At 75.8% G+C, this 22,787-nt stretch carries 22 protein-coding genes; 7 read left to right on the forward strand and 15 right to left on the reverse strand.

Features of this window, described 5'->3' with window-relative positions:
- Nucleotides 1-5: 5 nt before the first annotated feature.
- Together ACI79X_RS18655 and ACI79X_RS18660 are read right to left on the reverse strand one after the other, a co-directional pair.
- On the reverse strand, nt 6-2,084 hold the full coding sequence (locus ACI79X_RS18655) for a S9 family peptidase (protein WP_457026914.1): 2,079 nt from the start codon (nt 2,082-2,084) through the stop codon (nt 6-8).
- 176 nt (nt 2,085-2,260) lie between these two features.
- Nucleotides 2,261-2,968, reverse strand: a complete 708-nt coding sequence (locus tag ACI79X_RS18660; RefSeq protein ID WP_457026915.1) for a metal-dependent transcriptional regulator — start codon at nt 2,966-2,968, stop codon at nt 2,261-2,263.
- 205 nt (nt 2,969-3,173) lie between these two features.
- Between ACI79X_RS18660 and ACI79X_RS18665 the strand changes: the two genes are divergently transcribed.
- On the forward strand, nt 3,174-4,355 hold the full coding sequence (locus tag ACI79X_RS18665; RefSeq protein ID WP_457026916.1) for an acetoin utilization protein AcuC: 1,182 nt from the start codon (nt 3,174-3,176) through the stop codon (nt 4,353-4,355).
- Nucleotides 4,348-7,062 carry a bifunctional acetate--CoA ligase family protein/GNAT family N-acetyltransferase gene (locus ACI79X_RS18670; RefSeq protein WP_457026917.1) on the forward strand — a complete coding sequence of 905 codons (2,715 nt, stop codon included), beginning with the start codon at nt 4,348-4,350 and terminating at the stop codon, nt 7,060-7,062. Before ACI79X_RS18665 ends, ACI79X_RS18670 begins: the two co-directional genes overlap by 8 nt.
- A gap of 38 nt (nt 7,063-7,100) precedes the next feature.
- Here ACI79X_RS18670 and ACI79X_RS18675 read toward each other — a convergent pair whose 3' ends face one another.
- From ACI79X_RS18675 to dtd, 4 genes are all read right to left on the reverse strand, one after another.
- Complete coding sequence (locus ACI79X_RS18675; protein ID WP_457026918.1) at nt 7,101-7,745, reverse strand: dihydrofolate reductase family protein; 645 nt, start codon at nt 7,743-7,745, stop codon at nt 7,101-7,103.
- Nucleotides 7,746-7,822: 77 nt separating this feature from the next.
- The gene (locus ACI79X_RS18680) at nt 7,823-8,374 is read right to left on the reverse strand and encodes a TIGR03086 family metal-binding protein (protein ID WP_457026919.1); all 552 of its coding nucleotides are present in this window, start codon (nt 8,372-8,374) and stop codon (nt 7,823-7,825) included.
- 120 nt (nt 8,375-8,494) lie between these two features.
- Nucleotides 8,495-9,478, reverse strand: a complete 984-nt coding sequence (sigB, locus tag ACI79X_RS18685) for an RNA polymerase sigma factor SigB (RefSeq protein WP_456939766.1) — start codon at nt 9,476-9,478, stop codon at nt 8,495-8,497.
- Between the two features lie 245 nt (nt 9,479-9,723).
- Nucleotides 9,724-10,155: a D-aminoacyl-tRNA deacylase gene (dtd, locus tag ACI79X_RS18690; RefSeq protein ID WP_457026920.1), complete on the reverse strand. Its 432-nt coding sequence runs from the start codon at nt 10,153-10,155 to the stop codon at nt 9,724-9,726.
- 104 nt (nt 10,156-10,259) lie between these two features.
- Here dtd and ACI79X_RS18695 point away from each other — a divergent pair, with 104 nt between their 5' ends.
- Nucleotides 10,260-10,700 carry a hypothetical protein gene (locus tag ACI79X_RS18695; RefSeq protein WP_457026921.1) on the forward strand — a complete coding sequence of 147 codons (441 nt, stop codon included), beginning with the start codon at nt 10,260-10,262 and terminating at the stop codon, nt 10,698-10,700.
- Here ACI79X_RS18695 and ACI79X_RS18700 read toward each other — a convergent pair.
- Together ACI79X_RS18700 and ACI79X_RS18705 are read right to left on the reverse strand one after the other, a co-directional pair.
- Nucleotides 10,685-10,975: a DUF1540 domain-containing protein gene (locus ACI79X_RS18700; RefSeq protein WP_457026922.1), complete on the reverse strand. Its 291-nt coding sequence runs from the start codon at nt 10,973-10,975 to the stop codon at nt 10,685-10,687. The genes ACI79X_RS18695 and ACI79X_RS18700 overlap by 16 nt on opposite strands.
- A 130-nt stretch (nt 10,976-11,105) precedes the next feature.
- Entirely contained in the window at nt 11,106-11,702 is a 597-nt protein-coding gene (locus tag ACI79X_RS18705) for a DUF1349 domain-containing protein (RefSeq protein WP_457026923.1), read from the reverse strand.
- A 92-nt stretch (nt 11,703-11,794) separates the two neighbouring features.
- Here ACI79X_RS18705 and ACI79X_RS18710 point away from each other — a divergent pair, with 92 nt between their 5' ends.
- On the forward strand, nt 11,795-12,394 hold the full coding sequence (locus ACI79X_RS18710; protein WP_457026924.1) for an HhH-GPD-type base excision DNA repair protein: 600 nt from the start codon (nt 11,795-11,797) through the stop codon (nt 12,392-12,394).
- Nucleotides 12,395-12,641: 247 nt separating this feature from the next.
- Nucleotides 12,642-13,001 carry a DUF3099 domain-containing protein gene (locus ACI79X_RS18715; RefSeq protein ID WP_457026925.1) on the forward strand — a complete coding sequence of 120 codons (360 nt, stop codon included), beginning with the start codon at nt 12,642-12,644 and terminating at the stop codon, nt 12,999-13,001.
- A gap of 3 nt (nt 13,002-13,004) precedes the next feature.
- Here the strand turns inward: ACI79X_RS18715 and ACI79X_RS18720 are convergent, their stop codons facing one another.
- Nucleotides 13,005-13,871, reverse strand: a complete 867-nt coding sequence (locus ACI79X_RS18720) for a carbohydrate kinase family protein (protein ID WP_457026926.1) — start codon at nt 13,869-13,871, stop codon at nt 13,005-13,007.
- Between the two features lie 14 nt (nt 13,872-13,885).
- Nucleotides 13,886-14,827 carry a pseudouridine-5'-phosphate glycosidase gene (locus ACI79X_RS18725; protein ID WP_457026927.1) on the reverse strand — a complete coding sequence of 314 codons (942 nt, stop codon included), beginning with the start codon at nt 14,825-14,827 and terminating at the stop codon, nt 13,886-13,888.
- 88 nt (nt 14,828-14,915) lie between these two features.
- On the opposite strand from ACI79X_RS18725, the gene ACI79X_RS18730 reads away from it, so the two are divergent.
- On the forward strand, nt 14,916-15,146 hold the full coding sequence (locus ACI79X_RS18730) for a DUF3039 domain-containing protein (RefSeq protein ID WP_457026928.1): 231 nt from the start codon (nt 14,916-14,918) through the stop codon (nt 15,144-15,146).
- A 9-nt stretch (nt 15,147-15,155) separates the two neighbouring features.
- Here the strand turns inward: ACI79X_RS18730 and ACI79X_RS18735 are convergent, their stop codons facing one another.
- The 5 genes from ACI79X_RS18735 to ppgK form a co-directional block, all read right to left on the reverse strand.
- The gene (locus tag ACI79X_RS18735; RefSeq protein WP_457026929.1) at nt 15,156-16,241 is read right to left on the reverse strand and encodes a YihY/virulence factor BrkB family protein; all 1,086 of its coding nucleotides are present in this window, start codon (nt 16,239-16,241) and stop codon (nt 15,156-15,158) included.
- 83 nt (nt 16,242-16,324) lie between these two features.
- Nucleotides 16,325-18,442, reverse strand: a complete 2,118-nt coding sequence (locus ACI79X_RS18740; protein WP_457026930.1) for a VanW family protein — start codon at nt 18,440-18,442, stop codon at nt 16,325-16,327.
- A 446-nt stretch (nt 18,443-18,888) separates the two neighbouring features.
- Nucleotides 18,889-19,098, reverse strand: a complete 210-nt coding sequence (locus ACI79X_RS18745) for a DUF7455 domain-containing protein (RefSeq protein WP_199505451.1) — start codon at nt 19,096-19,098, stop codon at nt 18,889-18,891.
- Between the two features lie 396 nt (nt 19,099-19,494).
- A complete protein-coding gene (locus tag ACI79X_RS18750; RefSeq protein WP_457026931.1) occupies nt 19,495-20,850 on the reverse strand; it encodes an RNA polymerase sigma factor in 1,356 nt (451 codons plus the stop codon).
- Nucleotides 20,851-21,089: 239 nt separating this feature from the next.
- Complete coding sequence (gene ppgK / locus ACI79X_RS18755) at nt 21,090-21,869, reverse strand: polyphosphate--glucose phosphotransferase (RefSeq protein ID WP_457026932.1); 780 nt, start codon at nt 21,867-21,869, stop codon at nt 21,090-21,092.
- 51 nt (nt 21,870-21,920) lie between these two features.
- On the opposite strand from ppgK, the gene ACI79X_RS18760 reads away from it, so the two are divergent.
- Entirely contained in the window at nt 21,921-22,733 is an 813-nt protein-coding gene (locus tag ACI79X_RS18760; RefSeq protein WP_457026933.1) for an inositol monophosphatase family protein, read from the forward strand.
- Nucleotides 22,734-22,787: the final 54 nt, after the last annotated feature.

Consider the following 22,787-nt stretch of genomic DNA (forward strand, 5'->3'; position numbering starts at 1 on the left):
CTCCGTCAGACCAGCTCGGGCCGCCGCCACTCCTCGCCGAGGACGTGCTCGGCGAGGAAGGCGATCACCGTCTCGTACCAGACCGTCGCGTTGCCGGGGGTGAGCACCCAGTGGTTCTCGTCGGGGAAGTACAGGAACCGCGACGGCACGCCGCGCTTCTGCAGGTCGTACCAGAGGCGCAGCCCCTCGCCGATCGGCACGCGGTAGTCCTTGTCGCCGTGGATGACCAGCATCGGCGTGCGGATCGCGTCGGCGAAGCGGTGCGGCGAGTTCTGCTCGTACCGCTTCGGGGTCGCCAGCGGGTCGCCCCACTCGCGCTCCCAGTAGTAGGCGGCGTCGGTGGTGCCCACGAAGCTGTCGAGGTCCCACAGGCTGGCGTGGGTCACGATCGCCCGGAACCGGTCGGTCTGCGTGGCCACCCAGTTGGCCATGTAGCCGCCGAAGGAGCCGCCCATCGCCGCGGTCCGGTCGGCGTCGAGGTCGGGCCGCTCGAGCGCGGCGTCCACCGCGGCCATCAGGTCGGTGTAGGGCGCGCCGCCCCACTCGCCCCAGCCGCGGCGGACGAAGTCCTGCCCGAAGCCCTGCGACAGCGCCGGGTTGGGCAGCAGCACGGCGTAGCCGCGGGCGGCGAGCACCCACGGGCACCAGCGCCACGACCACGAGTTCCAGCTCATCAGCGGGCCGCCGTGGATCCACAGCAGCAGCGGGGCCGGGCTCTCCGCGGAGGCGCCCTCCGGGAGCACCAGCCACGACTGCACCTCGGCCCCGTCGGCGGCGGTGGTGCGCACCTCGGTCAGCGTGCCCGGCAGCGGGCCGACCGCGCCCGGCGCGGGCAGCGGGTCGGGGTGCTGCCCGGTCGCCACCGGGTCCAGGCGCACGGGCACCGGCGGCTCGTCGTAGGCCGAGCGCAGGGCGTAGAGGGCGCTGCCGTCGCGGGCCACCTGCAGGTCGCTGTAGGCACCGTCGGTGGTCAGCCGCACCGGGGCACCGCCGTCGACCCCGACGCGGAACAGCGCGTGCCGGCCGTCGTCGTCGGCGAGGAAGTAGACGGCGGTCCCGTCGGCGGAGAACTGCGGGGCGCTGGGCCACCGGTCGAAGCCCTCGGTGAGCTCGCGGGCCCGGCCGGTGGCCGACTCGACGAGCAGCAGCGTGTAGTCCGGCGGCTCGGCGTAGGTGGTCAGCGACTCGCGCACGCAGACCACGGTGGCGCCGTCGGGGGAGAAGGCGCCGGAGTGGACGTCGGCGAGCGGGTCGTCGACCAGCACCCGGCTCTCCCCGGTGGCGGTCTCCACGGCCACCAGCCGGGTGCGCCGGCCGGCCGGGCCGTCGGGCACCTGCTCGTGCCGCAGCGCGAGCGTGCCGTCGGGGGAGAGGGCCACCGACTCGCCGGCCCCGATCGGCGGGGCCGCGTCGGGCGTCAGGTCGCGCAGCTCGACCGGGGCGGGCGCCTCGCCGGCGTCGCCCTCGGCCGGCAGGGCGCCGGCCCAGAACAGGTGCGGCGCGGTGGGGCCGAGGTCGGCGTCCCAGTACCGCACCGGGTAGGTGTCGTGGAGGATCGCCGACACCCCGGCGTCGCGCCGGGCCTTGCGCCGGGCCTCGTCCTCCTCCGCGTCCGCGGCCCCGGGCGAGGTGGCGGCCACGACGACGACCTCGCCGCTGTCGGCCGCGACGGCGAACCCGCCGATGCCGGCGGGCCGGGTGACCACCGGGCGGGCCTCCCCGCCGCCGGGCGGCAGCGCCCACAGCGCCGGCTTCGGGTCACCGGCGTCCGGGCCGGCGGAGGGGTCGGGGCGCGCGGAGACGAACAGCAGCGTGCCGTCGGGGGCGAACGCGGGCGCGGACTCCCCGGGCGCGCTGCGCGTCTGCCGCCTCGGCGCGCGCTCGCCGGCCGGGTCGACCTCCCACAGCGCCGACTGCCACTTCTTCCGCTCCGGGTCCAGGGTCTGCACCGACACCGCGAGCCGGGTGCCGTCGGCCGACAGCGCCAGGCCGCCGACCCGCGGGAGGGCCACGAAGTCGGCGAGCCGCTCGAAGGGGGTCGCAGCCTCCACGGGGACGTCGGTCGGGGGTTCGGGCTGGCTCACCGGGGCTCCTCGCGGGGGTGGTCGCGGACGCTGGCGGACGCGCGGCCCCACCGTAACGAGCAGCGCCCGGCCCCTCCGCCGGAGCGGGGGACCGGGCGCCGGTGACGTGCTGGAACGGCCGCGCTGCAGGGGCCCGTGCCGAGCCCGCGAGGCGTGGGGGGCAGCGGGGTCCGCCCTCAGAGCTGGACCGCGGCCTCCGCCGGGGTCAGGTCCTCGTCGAGCGCGGCGACGAACAGGTGCTGCGCGACGCCGTGCGGCAGCGGGTGGTCGTCGACGGTGATCGTGCCGTTCGCCGAGCGGGCGACCACCGTGGCGCCGGGGCGCACGCCGAGGTCGGCCAGCCGGCGCAGCAGCTCGCCGTCCTCCTGCAGCTGCTCGCTGATCCGCCGGATGACCACCCGGCGGCCGTCGGCCGTGGCCGTGGTGGACAGCAGCGTGAGGGCGTCGAGCACCGCGGAGGTCTCCCCGCCCAGCGCGTCGAGGCCGGGGATCGGGTTGCCGAACGGCGAGACCGTCGGGTTGCCGAGCAGGGTGAGCAGCTTGCGCTCCACCGCCTCGCTCATGACGTGCTCCCAGCGGCAGGCCTCCTCGTGGACGTCGGCGTAGTCCAGGCCGATGACGTCGACGAGCAGGCACTCGGCCAGCCGGTGCTTGCGCATGACCGCGGTGGCCAGCGCCCGCCCGGTCTCCGAGAGCTGCAGGTGGCGGTCGCCCTCGACGGTGAGCAGCCCGTCGCGCTCCATGCGCGCGACCGTCTGGCTGACCGTGGGGCCGCTCTGGTGGAGGCGCTCGGCGATGCGGGCCCGCAGCGGGACGATCCCCTCCTCCTCCAGCTCGAAGATCGTGCGGAGGTACATCTCCGTGGTGTCGATGAGGTCGTTCACAGGCACTCCTCCGTGTCGGTGCCGATCCTACGGGCCCGGCGCCACCCCGACGGGCCCTCCGCGGGGGTGCCGCGGGCGCGCGGCGCAGGTCACGCCGGAGGCGCGGGGAGGGCGGCCCGGGGGCACCGGCGGTAGCGTCCGGGCCGGGGACGGCCCCGGGACGACGGCGTCCCGGCGGCGGGTCCCGACGTCGACAGGAGGGCCCGTGAGCGACTCGGTGGCCGTCGTCTGGGACGACGCGCTGCTCGGCTACACCATGGGCGGCGACCACCCGCTGCACCCGGTGCGGCTGGACCTGACCATGCGCCTGGCCGACGGCCTGGGCGTGCTGTCGAGCCCGCGGGTGGAGGTCGTGCGGCCGGAGCCCGCGGGGGAGGACCTGCTCACGCTGGTCCACGACGCCGACTTCCTCGAGGCGGTGCGGCGCGCCCCCACCGACCCCGACGAGCGCTACGGCCTCGGCACCACCGACAACCCCGTCTTCGAGGGCATGTACGACGCCGCGGCGCTCGTCGTCGGCGGCAGCGTGCAGGCCGCGGAGCTGGTGCACAGCGGCCGGGCCCAGCACGCGGTCAACATCTCCGGCGGCCTGCACCACGCCATGCGCGACCGGGCGTCGGGGTTCTGCGTCTTCAACGACGCCGCGATCGCCATCGCCTGGCTGCTCGGCCAGGGCTACGAGCGGATCGCCTACGTCGACCTCGACGTGCACCACGGCGACGGCGTCCAGGCCGCCTTCTACGACGACCCGCGGGTGCTCACCGTGAGCATCCACCAGACGCCGCTCACCCTGTGGCCCGGCACCGGCTACCCCGAGGAGACCGGCGACCCCGACAAGGCCCTCGGCAGCGCGGTGAACGTCGCCGTCCCCAACGGCACCGACGACTCCTCCTGGCTGCGCGCCTTCCACGCCGTCGTCCCGGGGGTGCTGCGCGCGTTCGCGCCGCAGATCCTGGTCACCCAGTGCGGCTGCGACGCCCACCACGAGGACCCGCTGGCCGACCTCGCGCTCACCGTCGACGGCCAGCGCGCCAGCTACCGGGCCGTGCACGACCTCGCCCACGAGCTCTGCGACGGCCGCTGGATCGCCCTCGGCGGGGGCGGCTACGGCCTGGTGCGCTGCGTGCCGCGGGCCTGGACGCACCTGCTGGCCGAGGCGGCGGGGGAGCGGCTGGACCCGGTGACGGCGATCCCGCAGTCCTGGCGCGACGACGTCGTCGCCCGCGGGCTGCGCGCCCGCCCACCGACGCACATGACCGAGGGCGGCTACACCGGCTTCTCCGCCTGGGACCCGTTCACCGAGTCGCGCGTCGACCGGGCCATCGCCCGCAGCCGCAAGGCTTCCTACCCGCTGTTCGGCCTCGACCCGGACGACCCCCGTGACTGAGCCGCAGACGGCACCCGCGCCGGCGCTCGCCGCGGAGGAGTCCGCGCCGCTGCCCCCGGCGCACTGGGAGGCCGACATCATCGCCGCCGACGGCGGCACGGTGCACCTGCGCCCGATCTGCCCCGAGGACGCCGACGGGCTGACCGGGCTGATGGACCGCAGCTCCGACCAGACCCGCTACTACCGGTTCTTCGGGCCGATGAAGCGGCTCTCGGACAAGGACCTGCACCGCTTCACCCACGTCGACCACGTCGACCGGGTCGCCTTCGTGCTGCTGCTCGGCGACCAGCTGATCGGCGTCGGCCGCTACGACCGCTACCCGAACACCACCGACGCCGAGGTCGCCTTCCTCATCGAGGACGCCCACCAGGGCCGCGGGCTGGGCTCGGTGCTGCTCGAGCACCTGGCCGCCGCCGCCCGCGAGCGCGGCATCACCACCTTCGTCGCCGAGGTGCTCGCCCAGAACGCCCGGATGGTGCGGGTCTTCCTCGACGCCGGCTACCAGCCGCGCCGCTCCTACGAGGACGGCGTCGTGCACCTGACCTTCCCGATCGCGCCCACCGAGACCTCGCTCGCGGTGGCCTACGAGCGCGAGCAGCGCAGCGAGTCCCGCTCGATCGCACGGCTGCTCACGCCGGGCTCGGTCGCGGTCGTGGGCGCCAGCAACGACGAGGGCAAGATCGGCAACCTCGTCCTGCGCAACCTGCTCGACTACCGCTTCGACGGGCCGGTCTACCCGGTCAACCCGAACACCCGGCACGTCCGCGGCGTCCCGTCCTACGCGTCCATCGAGGCCATCCCCGGCGACGTCGACCTCGCCGTGGTCGCCGTCCCCGCCGACGAGGTCGCGGGCGTGGTCGAGGCGTGCCGGCGCAAGCGGGTGCGCGGGCTGGTGGTCATCTCCGGCGGTTTCGGCGAGACCGGGCCCGAGGGGCGCGCGGCCGAGCGGGCGCTGGTGGCCTCGGCCCGCGCCTCGGGCATGCGGGTCGTCGGGCCCAACTGCCTCGGCATCGTCAACACCGACCCCGCGATCCGGCTCGACGCGAGCCTCGCCCCGCAGGTGCCCGGCCGCGGCCGGGTCGGGTTCTTCGCCCAGTCCGGCGCGCTCGGCGTCGCCCTGCTCGAGCGGGCCCGCAGCCGCAACATCGGCCTGTCCAGCTTCGTCTCCGCGGGCAACCGCGCCGACGTCAGCGGCAACGACCTGCTGCAGTACTGGGCCACCGACCCCGGCACCGAGGTCGTGCTGCTGCACCTGGAGAGCTTCGGCAACCCGCGCAAGTTCGCCCGGCTGGCGCGCACCGTCGGCCGCACCAAGCCGGTGGTCGCGGTGAAGAGCGGCCGGCACGGCGGGCTCGCGCCGGGCCTCGCCGGCACCTCGGTGGCGGTGCCCGAGCAGTCGGTGGCCGCGCTGTTCGCCTCGGCCGGTGTCATCCGGGTGGAGACCGTCGCCCAGCTCTTCGAGGTCGGCATGCTGCTGGCCCACCAGCCGCTGCCGCCCGGCGACCGGGTCGCCGTCGTCGGCAACTCCACGGCGCTCGGCGTGCTCGTGGCCGACGCCGTCCTCGACCAGGGGCTCGCGCTGGCCCACGAGGCGCCGGTCGACATCGGCACCGCGGGCAGCCCCGAGGCGTTCCGCGCCGCGCTGCAGGAGGCGGTCGACGACGACGGGGTCGACGCCGTCGTCGCGGTCTTCCTCCCGCCGCTGGTGCGCACCTCGCCGGAGGCCTACGGGCGGGCGCTGCTCGAGGTGTCCCTGGCCTCCGACAAGCCGGTGCTCGGCACCTTCCTGTCCGCCGAGGGCCTGCTCCCCGAGCTCACCGTCCCCGACGCCGACGGCATGCCCGCGCGCGGCTCGGTGCCGTCCTACGCGACACCCGAGCGGGCGGTCATCGCGCTCGCCCGCGTCGCCGAGTACGCCCGCTGGCGGCGCCGCCCGGTCGGCACCGTGCCCGACCTCCCCGACGTCGACGTCGACCGGGCGCGGTCGGTGGTGCGCGGCGCGCTGGCCGGGTCGCCGGGCGGGCGCGCGCTCACCGACGACGAGGTGCTCGCGCTGCTGGCCGCCTACGGGGTGCCGCTACTGGGGACCCGCACCGCCACGACGGCCGACGAGGCGGTGGCCGCCGCCGACGCGATCGGCTACCCGGTGGTGCTCAAGTCGACGGCGCCGTGGCTGCGGCACCGCACCGACCTCGGCGGGGTCCGCCTCGACCTCGGCGACGCCGCCGCGGTCCGCGCCGCGTTCGAGGCCATCCCCGCCGGCGACCCGGTCATCGTGCAGGAGATGGCCGCCCCCGGGGTGGCCACGGTGGTGGAGATCGTCGACGACCCGTCGTTCGGCGCGCTGGTGAGCTTCGGCCTCGGCGGCGTGGCCACCGAGCTGCTCGGCGACCGCGCCTACCGCACCCTGCCGCTCACCGACCTCGACGCCGCCGAGCTGGTCCGCGCCCCGCGGGCGTGGCCGCTGCTCGACGGCTGGCGCGGCGCCGAGCCGGCCGACGTCGCGGCGCTGGAGGACCTGCTGCTGCGGGTGGCCCGGCTCGCCGACGACCTGCCCGAGGTGCTCGGCCTGACGCTGTCACCGGTCATCGCCGGGCCGGCCAACCCCTGGCACGGCGGCCGGTCGCTCGTGGTCGCCGGCGGCACCGTGCGCGTCGGCCCGCCGACCGCCCGGGTCGAGCCGGGCCCCCGCCGCATGCGCGACTGAGGACGTCGTCGGCGGGCCCCGACGACGTCCTCGGCCGGCTACCTCCGCCAGAACAGGTGGTGCGTGACGCCGCTCGGGCTCGGCACGACGTCGCGGTGGAAGCGGTCGAGCAGCTCGTCGGGCGAGGCCCACAGCCGCGAGCCGGCGCCCAGCTCGAGCGGGGCGACCGCGACGTGCATCGTGTCGACGAGGTCGGCGTCGAGGAACTGGCGGATCACCGAGGCGCCGCCACCGAGCCGCACGTCGAGGCCGCCGGCCGCCGCGCGGGCCTTCTCCAGCACCGTGGCCGGGTCGCCGTCGACGAAGTGGAACGTCGTGTCCGACAGCGTGAACGACGGCCGCACGTGGTGGGTCATCACGAACACCGGCGTGTGGAACGGCGGCTCGTCGCCCCACCAGCCCTGCCACTCGAGGTCCTGCCACGGGCCGCGGTGCGGCGAGAACTTGTTGCGGCCCATGATCTCGGCGCCGATGCCGTGCGAGAAGTCGCGGACGAGGAGGTCGTCCAGGCCGCGGGTGCCGCCGGGCGCGCTGCGGTTCGGGAAGCCGGCCGTGGCGACGGCCCAGGCCATCAAGGTCATGGGGTCGGCGTGCCCGAACGGCCGCTCCAGGCTCTGGCCCTCGCCCGCTCCGTACCCGTCCCGGGAGACGGTGAAGTTCTGCACCCTCAGCAGCTGGGTCACGGTTCCTCCTCGGGATCGACGACGGGCAGACCGCCGCCGGCCCCGGAACTCATCGGCGCCCTCCGCACCGGCCCGGCTCAGGGGCGGCGGCCGGTGAAGGCGAGCAGCTTCGCCGCGTCGTCGGCGTCGTCGGGGACGGGCACCCGCGGGCCGTAGTGCCCGCTGCTGCGCAGGGCGGCGTCCCACGGCTCGATGCCGGCGAGGAACGCCGAGGCCTCGGCCGCGTCGATCGTCTCGTCCTGGCCGGTGGCGCGGGCGAGGTCCCAGGTGTGCACGAGCAGGTCCATGAGTCCGGTCATGGCGACCAGTTCGGCGAGCGTCATCTCCCCGGCCCGGGTGCTGGTGGGCCGGGAGGCGAGGTCCGGGTCGGCGAGCAGGGCCCGGATCGCGGCGTCGGCCCCGTGCCAGGCGCCGGCCGGGTCGTCGTCGGCCGAGGGGAGGGCGGGCACCGGCAGGCCGACCGCGGGGAGGTAGAGGGCGGGCATCCACTCCACCAGGTGCCGGACGACGTCGCGGGCCACCCAGCCCTCGCACGGCGCCGGGTCGTCCCAGCGGCCGGGCGGGACGCCGTCGACCCTGCGGCCGAGGTCGTCCGCGAGCCTCGCCCAGCGCTCCGCCGTGTCCGCCATGACCAGCCTCCTCAACCGTCCGGTTGAGCACGAGCCTGGCCCGGGGCGCTGCCCCTGTCAACGCCCGGAGACGCCGAGAGCCGGCTCCCCCGCCAGGGGAGCCGGCTCTCGGATGCGCTGCTAGGCCAGGTAGTCGCGCAGGGCGTCGGCGCGCTGCGGGTCGCGCAGCTTGGCCATCGTCTCGCGCTCGATCTGGCGCACCCGCTCGCGGGAGAGACCGAACTGCTTGCCGATCTGCTCGAGGGTGCGGGGCTGGCCGCCGTCGAGGCCGAAGCGCAGCACGACCACGTCGCGCTCGCGGTCCTCCAGCGTGGACAGGACGTTGCGCACGTCGCCCTTCATCATCTGGAAGGCCACCGCGTCCTCGGCGACAGCGGCGTCGGCGTCCTCGATGAAGTCACCGAGGCGGGACTCCTCGTCGGCGCCGACGGTCTGGTCGAGGGAGACCAGGTCGCGGCTGTACTCGAGCAGCTCGGTGACCCGCTCGGGCGTCATGTCGAGCTCGAGGCCGAGCTCCTCGGCGGTGGGCTCCCGCTCGAGCTCCTGGTGCACCCGTCGGCGGGTCCGCACGACCTTGTTGACCTGCTCGGCCAGGTGCACGGGCAGCCGGATGGTGCGGCCGGAGTCGGCCATCGCGCGGGTGATCGCCTGGCGGATCCACCACGTCGCGTAGGTCGAGAACTTGAAGCCCTTGGTGTAGTCGAACTTCTCGACGGCGCGGATGAGGCCGACGTTGCCCTCCTGGATCAGGTCCAGGAACGTCATGCCGTGGCCGGTGTAGCGCTTGGCCACCGAGACGACCAGGCGCAGGTTGGCCTCGAGCAGGTGCCGCTTGGCGGCCTTGCCGTCGACGGCCAGGGCCTTGTAGTCGCGCTGCAGGGCGGGGGTGAGCTGCCGCTCGGCGAGCAGCCGCTCGGCGTAGAGGCCGGCCTCGATCCGCTTGGCGAGCTCGACCTCCTGCTCGGCGGTCAGCAGGGCGGTCTTGCCGATGGTGTTGAGGTACACGCGCACCAGGTCGGTCGACACCAGGCCACTGGTGTCCGGCTCGCGGCGGGGCGAGCGGACCTCGAGGGCGTCACTGGGGGAAGACTGGAGGAGCGTCACGGGATGTCTTCGTCCTTGCCTGTGGTTCGGATGCATCCGGCGGCCCTCGTGGCCGGCGGCGACACCCGCGTCTGGGGGTGGGCCCCCGCTGTCCGGGCGGGAACCCGCTGTTCGTCCGTTGTGGTCCGTTGTGTTACGCCCCGTTCAACGGTCCGCACGGGGCCTGGTGTTCCACACGGACCCGGTTCACAGCGAACCCACAGGCCGTGTGTTCGGTCACCATCCGTACCCGGCCGATCGCGGGGTCAGACCTCCAGCAGCAAGGTCATCGGCCCCTCGTTGACCGACGACACGAGCATCCGGGCCCCGAAGACCCCGGTGGCGACGGCGTGCGCGCGCCGCCGGAGCTCCGCGACGACCTCCTCCACCAGCGGCTGGGCCACCTCCCCGGGCGCGGCGTCCTGCCACGACGGACGGCGTCCCTTGCGGGTGTCGGCGTAGAGCGTGAACTGACTCACCACGAGCACGGGCAGGCCGAGGTCGCCCGCCGAGCGCTCACCGTCCTCCGAGGGGAACACCCGCAGCTCCGAGATCTTCCGGGCGAGCGTCCGCGCACGGGCGTCGTCGTCGTCCCGGCCTGCGCCGACGAGCGCCAGCAGGCCCGCGCCGACCTCCCCGACGACGGCGCCGTCGACGGTCACCGAGGCCGAGGTCACCCTGCTCACCACCGCGCGCACCCGGTCATCCTGCGCGTCCGCGCGGGCGCGGGCCGCGGCGGCCGTCCTGGACGCCTGCGACCCGGGAAGGTTAGGCTCGCCTATCTCGATCCCGGGGAGGGTCCGTGGGGCTGCGACTGCCGCTCGGTCAGGTGACCGTGCTCATGGGTGCCGAGCGCACCCGCCGGCGCGTCATGGGCGCGCTCGACGACAGCACGGGCCGGTGCGCCGGCGGGCACGGCTCGGTCGCGGTGCAGCGGCTGTCGTCGTCGCGGGACGAGGGCGTCGCGCCGCGGCTCGCGTCCGTGGCGGAGGCCCGTCGCGGCGGCGCCGCGATCGTCCTGGTCGACCGGCTCACCGACGGGCTGTCCGCGGCCGACCGGCGCAGCGTGCTGAGCGCGCTGCGCGGCGTCGCGGGCCCCGGGCGGGCCGTCCTGGTGGACGACGCCGACCCGGTGGCCGCGCTCTCCTTCGCCGACGGCGCGCTGCGGTCCGGCGCAGACGGCGGCCTGTCGCTCGAGCCCGTGGAGGGCCCGGACAGCGGTCTGGACTACCTGGCCTCGTAGGTCAGGCAGTCGGCGGCGTCGGCGCCGGCTCCGACGCGCACGCCGGGGGCCGTGCACTCCAGCTGCTGGTTGTGCACGCAGTCGGAGCGGTGGCACGCGCCGACGAGGCCGGTGCGGTCGAGGCCGCCCCGGAAGGAGATCTCCACGAAGGTGCCGCAGTGGGCGTGGTCGCCGCCGATGGTGATGGCGCCCGCGTGGCAGCTCGACTCCGCGTTGTAGGAGCAGCTCGACACCGAACAGTCCTGGACCTGGGGCAGTTCCTGCATCGTCGTCATGGCCACAGGGTGACACCTCGCGCGGGTGCCCGCCAGCAAGCTGAGGCTGCCCTGACCTGCACGGACGGGTCCCGGAGGACCCCCGCAGGAGGCGTCCGCGAGACCCCTCCGCCGTGACCGGGCGGCGGGCTCAGTGGAGGGCGGCGTCGGCCGGGCCGGTTGCCCACCGGCGGAAGCGGACGGTCAGGCCGGCCCGCGTGGGCGCGCAACAGTACGGGCCCGCACCGACCGGCACGCCCGCCGGGAACGGGGCGACGCGGACCAGGCGGAAGGGCTCGTCGTCGACCCGCGCCCGCACGGTCACCGCGTCGCCGGCCCGGCTCGCGCGGACGGTCACCCGCCGCCCGGCCCACCCCGGCACCGGCGCGACCGACCAGTCGGAGCGGCCCAGGGTGACGACGGCGCCGGCCTGCAGCGCGCCGTCGGACACCTCGACGCCGGCCTTGAGCCAGGTCTCCGCGCCGGCCCGCAGCACGAGCCCCGCCTGGTCGAACTGCTCGCCGAAGTCGGCGCCGAAGGAGACCTCGACGGCGCCCGGGTCGGCCAGCGGGGCGAGCAGCGCGTGCGCGTCGTCGTGCACGAAGCCGTAGGCGGTGTGCCGCCAGGCGTCGCTGCCCGCGGCCGCGGTGACGAGCAGGTCCGGGCCCTCCTCCGACACGGCGACCGGCGGGGTCGTCCACGTCCCGGCGGACCAGGGCAGGGACTCCGTCGTCGCCTCTGTCGTCATGGCGCCACGCTAGGCCGCGGGCCGCGCCGTGGGATCGCCGGTCCGGACCGGCGGGCGACCGCCCCGGACCGGGCTGCGGCACCATCTCCGGTGTGCCGACCCTCCGCCTGACCCAGGACCCCGCCGCCGACGAACTCCTCGGCCGCGACCCGCTCGCGCTGCTGCTCGGCATGCTCTTCGACCAGCAGTTCCCCATGGAGCGCGCCTTCGCCGGGCCGCGGCTGCTCGCCGACCGGATGGGCGTCGACGAGCTCAGCGCCGCCGCCCTCGCCGACGCCGACCCCGACGCGCTGCTGGCCTGGTTCCAGGGGCCGCCGGCCGTGCACCGCTACCCGGGCTCCATGGCCCGGCGTGCGCAGGCGGTCTGCCGGCTGCTCGTCGAGCGCTACGACGGCCGCGCCGACGCGCTGTGGTCCGACGCCCCCGACGGCGCCACGCTGCTGCGCCGCATCGGCGAGCTGCCGGGCTTCGGCGCGCAGAAGGCGAAGATCCTCGTCGCGCTGCTCGGCAAGCAGTACGGCGTCACCCCGCCCGGCTGGCGGGAGGCGGCCGGCTCCTACGGCGAGGAGGGCTCCCGCCGGTCGGTCGCCGACATCACCGGCCCGGAGTCGCTGGCCGAGGTCCGGGCCGCCAAGCAGGAGGCGAAGAAGGCCGCGAAGCGGGCGGGGGAGGCCGCCGCCGCGGCGCGCTGACCCGGCGCGCTGACCCGGCGCGCTGACCCGGCGCGCTGACCCGGCGCGCTGACCCGGTGCGCCGACCCGGCGCGCCGAAGCGGTACCCGATCGTCTGCCCGGGGGCGGGCACGGGCCCCCCGACGGTGGCACCATGGGAGCCGGACCGGGAGATGCCGGATTGCCCGCCACCGGATGGCGGGCAACAGGCCCAGCACAGGCGACACCGTGCCGTCTCTGTCCCCGATCCACGGAGGGATGGGTGCACGTGGCCTCGAGCCAGCAGTCCGCGCGAGCCCGCAGGGCCGAGCCGGTGCTCATCACCCAGGCGGAACCGAGCCTGGTGGAGCAGCACGCCGCCCGGAAGAAGCGGTACGTGCTGACCATGGCCGTCCGTGGCATCAGCCTGGTGCTGGCCGCGGTCTTCTACCAGACCGTCTGGTTGATGATCATCTTCGCGGTGCTCGGCACGGTGCTGCCGTGGATCGCCGTCGTCATGGCCAACGACCGGCCGCCGAAGAAGAAGCTCGACGCGCACCGCTACGTGCCGCCGCGGCCCGACCGCATCCTCGAGGCCCCCGCCCGCGAGCGGCGGGTCATCGAGGGCGGCCGCGTCATCGACGGCTGAGCCTCAGCGGGCGCCCGCCCGCGCCACCACCCCGGCGGCGCGGGCCAGGCCCGCGTCGAGCGCGGCGGCCGGGTCGCCGCCGGGCGCGGCGAGCCACACCGCGAGCAGGCCGGCGGTGAAGGCGTCCCCGGCGCCGGTCGTGTCCACGACGTCGGCCGGGTGCGCCGGGCGGTGCACCAGCACGTCGCCGGCCGCCCACAGCGCGCCGTCGGCCCCGAGGGTCACCGCCACCGCCGGGTGGGCGGCCGCGAGCGCCCGGGCGGCGTCGGCCGGGTCGGCGCAGCCGGTGAGCAGCCGCGCCTCGTCGGCGTTGGGCAGCAGCAGGTCGGCGCCCGCGGTGTCGGCGAGCCAGCGCTCGACGCCGTATCCGGTCAGCGGCCCGGTCGACGCCGGGTCCACCGACACCGTGCACCCCGCCGCCCGCGCGGCGGCCAGCGCCGCGAGCCCCGCCGCCCGGGGCCGCTCGTCGAGGAGCGTGTAACCCGACAGGTGCAGGTGCCCGCCGGGTCCGGGGGCCGGCACGTCGCCCGGCCGCAGGTCGAGGTTGGCGCCGCGGTCGGCGAGCATGCTGCGCTGCCCGCCGGGCTCGACCAGGCTGACGATCGTGCCGGTGGCCGCGCCCGGCACCGTGCGCAGCGCGAGGCCGACGCCGGCCGCGGTCAGCTCGGCCACCAGCGCCAGCCCGGCCGGGTCGTCGCCGACGCAGCCGGCCAGCACCACCGGCGTCCCCAGCGCGGCGAGGTGCACGGCCACGTTGGCCCCGGCCCCGCCGCCGCGGCTGCGGATGGCCGCCGGCCGGTCGGAGCCGGGCGCCGGCTCCCCGGACAGCACCGCGACGACGTCGGTGGCGACGTCGCCGACGACGACCACCGGCCGACCGGTGCTCAGCGGGCCGCCCCGGCCAGCGCGGCGGCGATCCGCCCGGCGAGCTCCGCGTTGCGCAGCACCAGCCGCACGTTGACCTCCAGCGTCGCGCCCCGGCTCTCCCGGTGCAGGTGGTCGAGGACGAACGGCGTCACCGCCTTGCCGCGCACCCCGGCGGCCTCCGCGGCGGCCAGCGCGCCCGCGATGACGCGGTCGTGCAGCTCGGTGTCCAGCTGCTGGTCGGCCGGCAGCGGGTTGGCGACGACGACGGCGCCGGGGGTCAGCTCGCGGCGCGCGGCCAGCACGGCGGCGGCCTGCTCGGGGGTGTCGACCGACCAGTCGACGCTGGACCCCGAGTCGGCGACGTAGAAGCCGGGGAACGTCGTCGTCCCGTAGCCGACCACCGTGATCGACAGGCTCTCCATCCGCTCGAGGGTGGCCGGCACGTCGAGGATCGACTTCACGCCCGCGCAGACGACGGCCAGCGACGTGCGCGACAGCGCGGTCAGGTCGGCGGACTCGTCGAAGGTCTCGGCCGACTGGCGGTGCACGCCGCCGAGCCCGCCGGTGGCGAACACGCCGATGCCGGCCGCGGCGGCGAGCAGGGCGGTGCTGGAGACGGTGGTGGCGCCGGAGAGGCCGAGCGCCGCGGCGACGGGCAGGTCGCGCACGCCGAGCTTGGCGAGGTCGGGGTCCTCGCAGACCCGGTCGACCTGCCCGGCGGTCAGGCCGACGTGCGGGACGCCGTCGAGGACGGCGATGGTCGCGGGCACGGCACCGCCGGCGCGGACGGCGGCCTCCACCTCGTCGGCGGCGGCGCGGTTGTCGGGGCGGGGGAGGCCGTGGGCGAGCAGCGTGCTCTCCAGGGCGACGACGGGGGCGCCGGAGTCGAGCGCCTCGGCGACCTCGGGGGAGAGGGCGAGGGGGGCGGGGGCGGCGGCATGACGGGGTTCGGCGCTCACCCTGCCATCATGGTGGGCGACCGACCGGCGCCCGGCCGCGCCTCCCGGCGGGCCGGCCGCCGCCCCGTCACCAGCCTGGGAGCAGCCCGTGAGCCAGTCCGACCTCCTCGAGAAGCCCGACGTCCGCGAGGGCGACACCGGCAACGCCAACGAGGTCTTCCACTACGTCCGCAAGAACAAGATCGCCGAGAGCGCGGTCATGGGGACGCTGGTCGAGGCGCTGTGCGGCGAGGTCTTCCCGGTCACCAAGTCCCCGAAGCCCGGCAGCCCGGTGTGCCCGGCCTGCAAGGAGGTCTACGAGCAGCTCCGCAGGGACTGACCGGCGGGGCTAGTCCCGCAGCCCGAGCCGTTTGGCCTCGGCCTCCAGTTCGGCCGCCCGCCGGCGCTGCGCCCGGCGGGTGTGCCGGCGCTGCGGCGCCGGCCAGCGCTCCTGGACGGTGGCGTTGAGCTCGGCGCCGAGCAGCACCGCCATCCCGAAGAAGAACAGGAACAGCAGGGCCGCGATCGGCGTCGCGAGCGCCCCGTAGGGCAGCGCCGCGACCAGGATGTCGGACACGTACAGCCGCAGCACGGTCGCGGCCACCACGAAGAACCCCACGGCCAGCAGCGAGCCCGGCAGGTGCCGGTGCCACGGCAGCCGCCGGGGCAGGATCACGTGGTAGAAGCTCGTGAGCGACAGGATCAGGCCGACGACGACCACCGGCCAGTAGACGGCGTCGACGAGCACGGTGGCGGTCGGCTGCCAGTCCTGCGGCAGCAGGGCCACCAGCAGCCCGCGCCCCAGTACCAGCAGCGGCAGCATGAGCACGGCGAGCACCAGGCCGATGACGAACAGGTAGAGCGCCATGAGCCGGGTGGCGATCGGCCCGCGGACGTCGCGCTGGTCGTAGGCGATCACGATCGTGTTCATGAACGTCGCCGTCGCCGACGACCCGGCCCACAGGGTGAGCAGGAAGCCGAGGCTGACGACGTCGAGCCGGCCCGACGTCAGGATGTCGTTGAGGGTGGGCCGCACGAGCTGGTCGACGACGTCGGCGGTGAGCACCTCGCTGGAGGCGTTGACCAGCGTGTCCTCGATGGTCTGCACCGAGTCCGCGCCGATCCAGCTGCCGAGGAACCCCAGCGAGCCCAGCAGCGCGATGAGCAGCGGCGGCACCGAGAGGATCTGCCAGAACGCCGCCTCGCCGGACAGGCCGAGGATCCGGTCCTGCCAGGCCTTGGCCACGGTGCGGCCGAGCACCTGCATCGGCACCCGGACGACCGGCGGCCAGTGGTCGAGCCGGCCCGGCGCGGGCAGGTCGGCGCGGCTGGCGCCGGGCGCGCCCTGACCGTCCGCGGGGGCCGCGGCGACGGTACGGCCGTCCCCGGGCGCCTCGCCGGTGCGGGACGGCCCGCCGGCCCGCACGGTGCTCACCGGGCCAGTGTGCACGCCCGGGGCGCCGCCCCGCCGACGCCGGGCGCCGGGGCGGAGGCCACGTCGCCCGGTCGGGCGGGTGCTCAGGACGTCGGCGGGGCCGGCGGGGGGCCGGCGTCGGGCGCCGGGGCGGGCTCGGCCGGCGGCGGGGCGACGCAGCGGATGACCGCCTCCGCCTGGTAGGTCGTGTCGAAGCGCTCGCGGCGGATCTCCGCGCCGGTCTGCAGGTCGCGGAAGACCCGGGTGACCGACACGTCGAAGCCCGGGACGCCGGACTGCGGGATGCAGTCGCCGTCGTCGACCTTCTCCTGCACCGCGGGCTGGCGGAAGTTCGTCCGCGGGCTCTCGATCGCCTCGATCTCGTAGCGCTTGGTCCCGTAGAACGTCACCGTGATCGACCCGCCGGAGGCGCCGGGCGTCCACTGGGTGTCGACGAAGATCCCGGTGTCGGTGTCGTTGCGCCACTGCAGGTCGATCTGGCCCTCGTACACGGTGGCCTCGCGGCCGGCCGGGTAGCGGCTGATGTAGAAGCTGTGCGGCTTGTGGTAGACGTCCTCGAGGCCGCCGAAGAAGACCGCGTTGAACATCGTGGTGGCGAACTGGCTGATCCCGCCGCCGACGGCGGTCGAGAGCTCGCCGCCGCTGATGACGTTGGCCGGCACGTAGCCCTGGGCGGTGCCGCGGGGGCCGGTGTACTCGTTGAGGCTGAAGGTCTCACCCGGCAGCACGAGCGCGCCGTCGACCTCCGCGGCCACCACGCGGATGTTGGTGCCGCTGGCGTTGTTCGTCGTCGTGGTGGTGAAGGAGCTGACCTCCTCCCGGATGCCGAGCGCCTCGGCCTCCTGGGTGGTCAGGTCGGCCGGCACCGGCCCGAGCTGGACGGTGACGGTCCGCGGCGCCGGCTGCGGCAGCACCTCGAGCAGCTGCCCGGCCAGCGCGGCCGGGTCGACGCCGGTGCCGTCGACCGACGGGACGACGCGCACCGCGCCGCCGTCGATCTCGAAGCGGGCGTCCTCGGCCGGCGTCCCGAAGGCGGCGAAGTCCTCGCCCATCGCCGTCTGCAGGGCGGCGGGGTCGACGGCGACGGCGAGCTCGCCGCTGTCCTGCGGGGTGAAGGTGAGCGAGGCCGCGATCGCCTCGACCGGGATCTCCACCGACGTCGCGCCGTCCTCGCCGGTCACCGTGACGGGGGCGGCGAGGGCCGGGGTGACGGTCTCGTCGAGGACGCGCTGCGCCTCCTCGGCGGGCACCCGCACCGGGTCGACGTCGACCGGGAGCTCGATCGGCGTCCGCGGGTCGCCGCCCGCGGCCAGCGCGGCGGTGATCGCCTCGGCGCTGCCCTCGCGGTCGAGCGTGCGGCCGTCGGCCGGCTCGACCAGCGTCGGGGTGGTGCCCTCGAGGGTGATCGTGGCGTCGACCGGCGCGCGGTCGACCTGCGTGGCGATCGTGTCCACCTGCGCGGCGAGCGCGCCCTCGTCGCCGGTGATGACCGGCTCGACCTCGCGGTCGGAGAACAGCGTGACCAACCGCGTCCACGGGGCCAGGGGCTGGTCGTCGGCGGCGTCGACGGTCGCGTCCACGTCGAGCGCGATGCCGGCGACGGCGGGGGAGAGGGTGGCCTCGACGTCGTCGGCGACGACGACGTGGTCGGCGGCCACCCGCGGCGCCAGCTGCTCCTCGAGCGTGCTCGCCGCGGCGGCGGGGGAGAGCCCGCCGACGTCCACGCCGGCGACGACGGTGTTGCGCGGGACGTCGCCGCCCGCGACGAGCAGGTCGACGCCGTAGGCGGCGCCGAGGACGGCGAGCAGGCCGACGGGTGCGAGCACGGCCGGGCGGCGCCACAGCGGGCGGCGGGGCGCGGGGGCCGCGGCGGGCGACCCGGCGGGCCCCCCCGGACCGGCGGGACCCCCCGGACCGGCGGGCCCACCCGGACCGGCGGGCCCACCCGGGCCGGCCGGGACGTGGTCGCCGGCCGGGCCGGCGGCGGGCACCGGGGCGCCGAGGGTGACGGTGTCGGAGGCGTCCGCGGCGGGGCCGGCGACGGTCTGGGCGGTGGGCTCCGCGGCGGGGACGGCGGCCGGTGCGGCCCCGGCGGGCGCGGCCTCCGTCGCCGGGCCGCCGGTCAGCGCGACCGTGTCGTGCACGGGGTCGGGTGCCGACCCGGCTCCGGCGTCGGTGCGGGTGGCCGTGTCGGTGCTCACGTGTGCGTCATCGGCAGCCGGGGCGTCCGGGGTGCCGGCCGGAGGCGTCCCGTCCGCCGCGGCACCCCCGCCGTCCCCGGTGTCCCCGGAGGCCTCAGGGCCCCCGGTGTCCCCGGGGTCCCCGGCGGTCCCGGACGGGACGGGCGCCGGCGGCGGCGCGTCGGGGCCGACCGGCCCGCGGTCGCGCGGGACCGGGCGGGTCTCGTCGGACAGGCCGCCCGGGTCACCCGCTCCGGCGGGCGGCGGGCCCGCGGACGCGGGAGCGGAGGGGGCAGGGTGCTGCTGCATCGGGGGTTCCTCGGGTCGCCGTCGACCGGGGGTCCCCGGGAACGACGGAGCCGCCGGGTCCCCGTCCGCATCGAGCGGCTCGGGGACACCGGCGGCGGCGTCGGGTGAGGGCATCATCGCGGTCAGCGACGATAGCGCCTCGGTCAGGGCACGGAGTGCTACTCGCCGTCCGTCGCGATGATGTCGACGGCGATGTCACGGAGCTTGGTGTCGTACTCCCGGGCGTGGTGCCCGCAGAACACGAGGTCGCTGCCGCTGGCGAGCACGACACGCACCTTGGCCAGTGCGCCGCACCGGTCGCAGTGGAAGGGCACGACCAGGTCGTCGGCGGCGGGGGTCGTCGTCAGCGTCTGGGTCATCTGGGTCATCACTCGCTCTCTACCGCACGGACCCGCGGCTGCGGATCGGCCTCCTGCACAGCGCCAGGATGGACCCCTGTGTTCCCGTTCCTCCCGTCACTGCGGTCGACTCGCCGGGAGTGGTGAGCCGGTGGCCGCTGGGACGGGTGGGTTCAGCAGGGACGTCACTGGTGCGTTGCCGGTCTGTCTGGGGGGTGGTGCTGGTCGTTCCTGTGCGCCGGATGGTGACCGGCTGTGGGTCCGCTGCTGTCTCGACGTCCCCCACGCTACGCCGTCTACCCGGCCGCTGCCTCGGTACACCGCGCCGTCGCCACGGGCGGGTGAGATCGTGACCATCCCGCAACGCGCCGGACACGCGACGACGGCCGGCGCCCCGTGCGGGGCGCCGGCCGTCGTCGGGACGGACTAGTCGAGGTAGTCGCGCAGCACCTGGGAGCGGCTCGGGTGGCGCAGCTTCGACATCGTCTTCGACTCGATCTGCCGGATCCGCTCGCGGGTCACCCCGTAGACCTGGCCGATCTCGTCGAGGGTGCGGGGCTGGCCGTCGGTGAGGCCGAACCGCAGCCGGACGACACCGGCCTCCCGCTCCGACAGCGTCTGCAGCACGCTGGTGAGCTGGTCCTGCATGAGCGTGAAGCTGACCGCGTCGACGGCGACGACCGCCTCGGAGTCCTCGATGAAGTCACCGAGCTGGCTGTCGCCCTCGTCGCCGATGGTCTGGTCGAGGCTGATGGGCTCGCGGGCGTACTGCTGGATCTCCAGCACCTTGTCCGGGGTGATGTCCATCTCCTTGGCCAGCTCCTCCGGGGTGGGCTCGCGCCCGAGGTCCTGGAGCAGCTCGCGCTGGATGCGGCCGAGCTTGTTGATGACCTCCACCATGTGCACCGGGATGCGGATGGTGCGGGCCTGGTCGGCCATGGCGCGGGTGATCGCCTGCCGGATCCACCAGGTGGCGTACGTGGAGAACTTGTAGCCCTTGGTGTAGTCGAACTTCTCGACGGCGCGGATCAGGCCGAGGTTGCCCTCCTGGATGAGGTCCAGGAACGCCATGCCGCGGCCGGTGTAGCGCTTGGCGAGGGAGACCACGAGGCGGAGGTTGGCCTCCAGCAGGTGGTTCTTGGCGCGCTCGCCGTCGCGGATGATCCAGTTGAGGTCGCGGCGCATCTGCGGGGAGAGCTTCTGGCCCTCCTCCTCGACCTGGCGCATCCGCTCGGAGGCGTAGAGCCCGGCCTCGATGCGCTTGGCGAGGTCGACCTCCTCCTCGGCGTTGAGGAGGGCGACCTTGCCGATCTGCTTGAGGTAGGCGCGGACCGAGTCGGCCGAGGCGGTGAGCTCGGCGTCCTTGCGGGCCTGCCGCAGCGCCTCGGACTCCTCCTCGTCGTCCCACTCGAAGTCCCCGCCCTCGGCGGTGCCCTCGGCGGCCGGGGCCTCGGCGGCCTCCGCGCCGTCGGGACCGGCGACGACGGCCTCGTCGATCGTGAGGCCCTCGGCGCCGGCGTCGACCACGGCGACGGCGGAGTCGTCGGAGGCGACCGCGGTCAGGACGGTGCCCTCACCGGCGCCCGGGGAGGGGCTGATGGCCGGCTTGGCCTTGGCGGCGGACTTCGCCGGGGCCTTCTTGCGGGGCGCGGCCTTGGCCGGCGCGTTCCCGGCGACGCCCACCGGCGCGCTGGTCCGGGAGGGTCGGGTGCTCGCGGCGACCGTCTTCGAGCGGGTGCTGCTCGTGACGGCGGCGTCCGGTGCAGGCTTGTCGGCGGGCACTCAGGTTCCTTCCCGTGCTGGGTGCGTCCCCGGGAGCGATCTGGCTCCCGGGCAGCGGCCCCGGGCCGTCGGCCGCGGAGCGGGGAGGCCCCAGGTCCGGTGCGGTGTTTGGCCGCGGTGCGGAGGGGGGATGACTCCCGGCTGGGTGGTGACGGGCTGGGGCGTTTCCATTGTAGCGACGTGACGGCGTGTGACCAGCGCCGCGAACGGCCGGCGCTCGCCCGGAAGGGGCGTGTGCGTCAGGGGTGGACCGGCGCCTCGGTGCCCCGCGCCTCGATCCGCTCCGCCGCGGCGAGGGCGGCGCCGACGATGCCGGCGTCGTTCTGCAGTTCTGCCGGGACCACCGGGGTGCGCGTGGTCAGCAGCGGCACCCACTTGTGCGCCTTCTTGCTCACCCCGCCGCCGACGATGATCAGGTCCGGCCACAGGCCCGCCTCCAGCACGTCGAGGTAGCGGTCCACGCGCGCGGCCCACTCGGGGTAGGAGAGGTCCTCCCGCTCGCGCACGGCGGCCGAGGCGCGGCGCTCGCCGTCGTGGCCGTCGACCTGGATGTGCCCGAACTCGGTGTTGGGCACGAGGTGGCCGTCGACGAACAGCGCGCTGCCGATGCCGGTGCCGAAGGTGAGCATGAGGACGACGCCGTCGCGGCCGCGGCCCGCGCCGTAGCGCATCTCGGCCAGCCCCGCGGCGTCGGCGTCGTTGAGCGTCTCGACCGTGCCGGGCACCAGGGCGGTCAGGCCGGCGTCGACGTCGGTGCCGATCCAGCTCTTGTCCATGTTCGCCGCGGTGTGCGCGACGCCCTTCTTCATGACCCCGGGGTAGGTGCAGCCGATCCGCCCGGTCCACCCGAAGGAGCTCACGATCCCGGCGACGACCTCGTAGACCGCCTCCGGGAGCGAGGGCTGCGGGGTCTCCACCCGCATCCGTTCGCCGATGAGAGTGCCCGCCTCCAGGTCCACCAGGCACCCCTTGATGCCGCTGCCGCCGATGTCCACGCCGAACCCCTGCACGGCGGTCACCCTAGTGACCGGGACCGCACCCGGGGTGGCGGCTCGGGCAGGATCCCCCGGGTGAGTGCCCCCGTGCCGCCCGCCGACCTGCTCGACCTCGCCGTCTCGACCGCCCGGGAGGCGGCGGAGCTGATCGTCCGCGAGCGCGGGTCGGCCGCGTCCGCCGTCGACGTGAAGTCCAGCCCCACCGACGTCGTCACCGCCGTCGACACCGCTTCCGAGCGGCTGATCACCCGCCGGCTGCTCGAGGCGCGGCCCGACGACGGCCTGCTGGGGGAGGAGGGTGCCGACCGCGCGGGCACCAGCGGCGTGCGCTGGGTGGTCGACCCGATCGACGGCACGGTCAACTTCCTCTACGGCCTGCGCGGCTACGCCGTGTCCATCGCCGCCCAGGTCGACGGCGCCACCGTGGCCGGCGCGGTGCTCGACGTGCCCACCGGCGACCTGTTCACCGCCACGGCCGGCGGCGGCGCCTGGTTGTCCACGCGGGAGGACCCGGAACCGGTGCGGCTGACCGGCAACCGGCCGGACTCGCTCGGACAGACGCTGGTGGCCACCGGCTTCGGCTACCGGGTGGAGCAGCGGCGGGCGCAGGGCGCCGTCGTCGCGCAGCTGCTGCCCGAGGTGCGCGACATCCGCCGGTACGGCTGCGCGTCGCTGGACCTGTGCGCGGCCGCGGCCGGGCGGGTCGACGCCTACTACGAGCTCGACCTCAAGCCGTGGGACCACGCGGCGGGCGCGCTGGTGGCCGCCGAGGCGGGCCTGGTGGTCACCGGGCTGCCGGGGCGGCCGTTCGCCGAGCCGATGGCGGTCGCGGTCCCCGAGACGGTCGCCCAGCCCCTCCTGGAGCTGCTCGACCGCCTCCATCCGTGACGTGCTGGTACGGCCCCGTCCAGAGGCTCACCCCGAGCCTGCGAGGGGTGAGGG

The organism is Geodermatophilus sp. SYSU D01119, from assembly GCF_054049975.1.

Coding starts and splice junctions, on each gene's coding strand:
- ACI79X_RS18680 (WP_457026919.1), bottom strand. CDS start 8,374: ATGGCGGACACGGCGGAGCGCTGGGCGAGGCTCGCGGACGACCTCGGC.
- ACI79X_RS18700 (WP_457026922.1), bottom strand. CDS start 10,975: ATGACGACGATGCAGGAACTGCCCCAGGTCCAGGACTGTTCGGTGTCG.
- ACI79X_RS18705 (WP_457026923.1), bottom strand. CDS start 11,702: ATGACGACAGAGGCGACGACGGAGTCCCTGCCCTGGTCCGCCGGGACG.
- ACI79X_RS18745 (WP_199505451.1), bottom strand. CDS start 19,098: ATGACCCAGATGACCCAGACGCTGACGACGACCCCCGCCGCCGACGAC.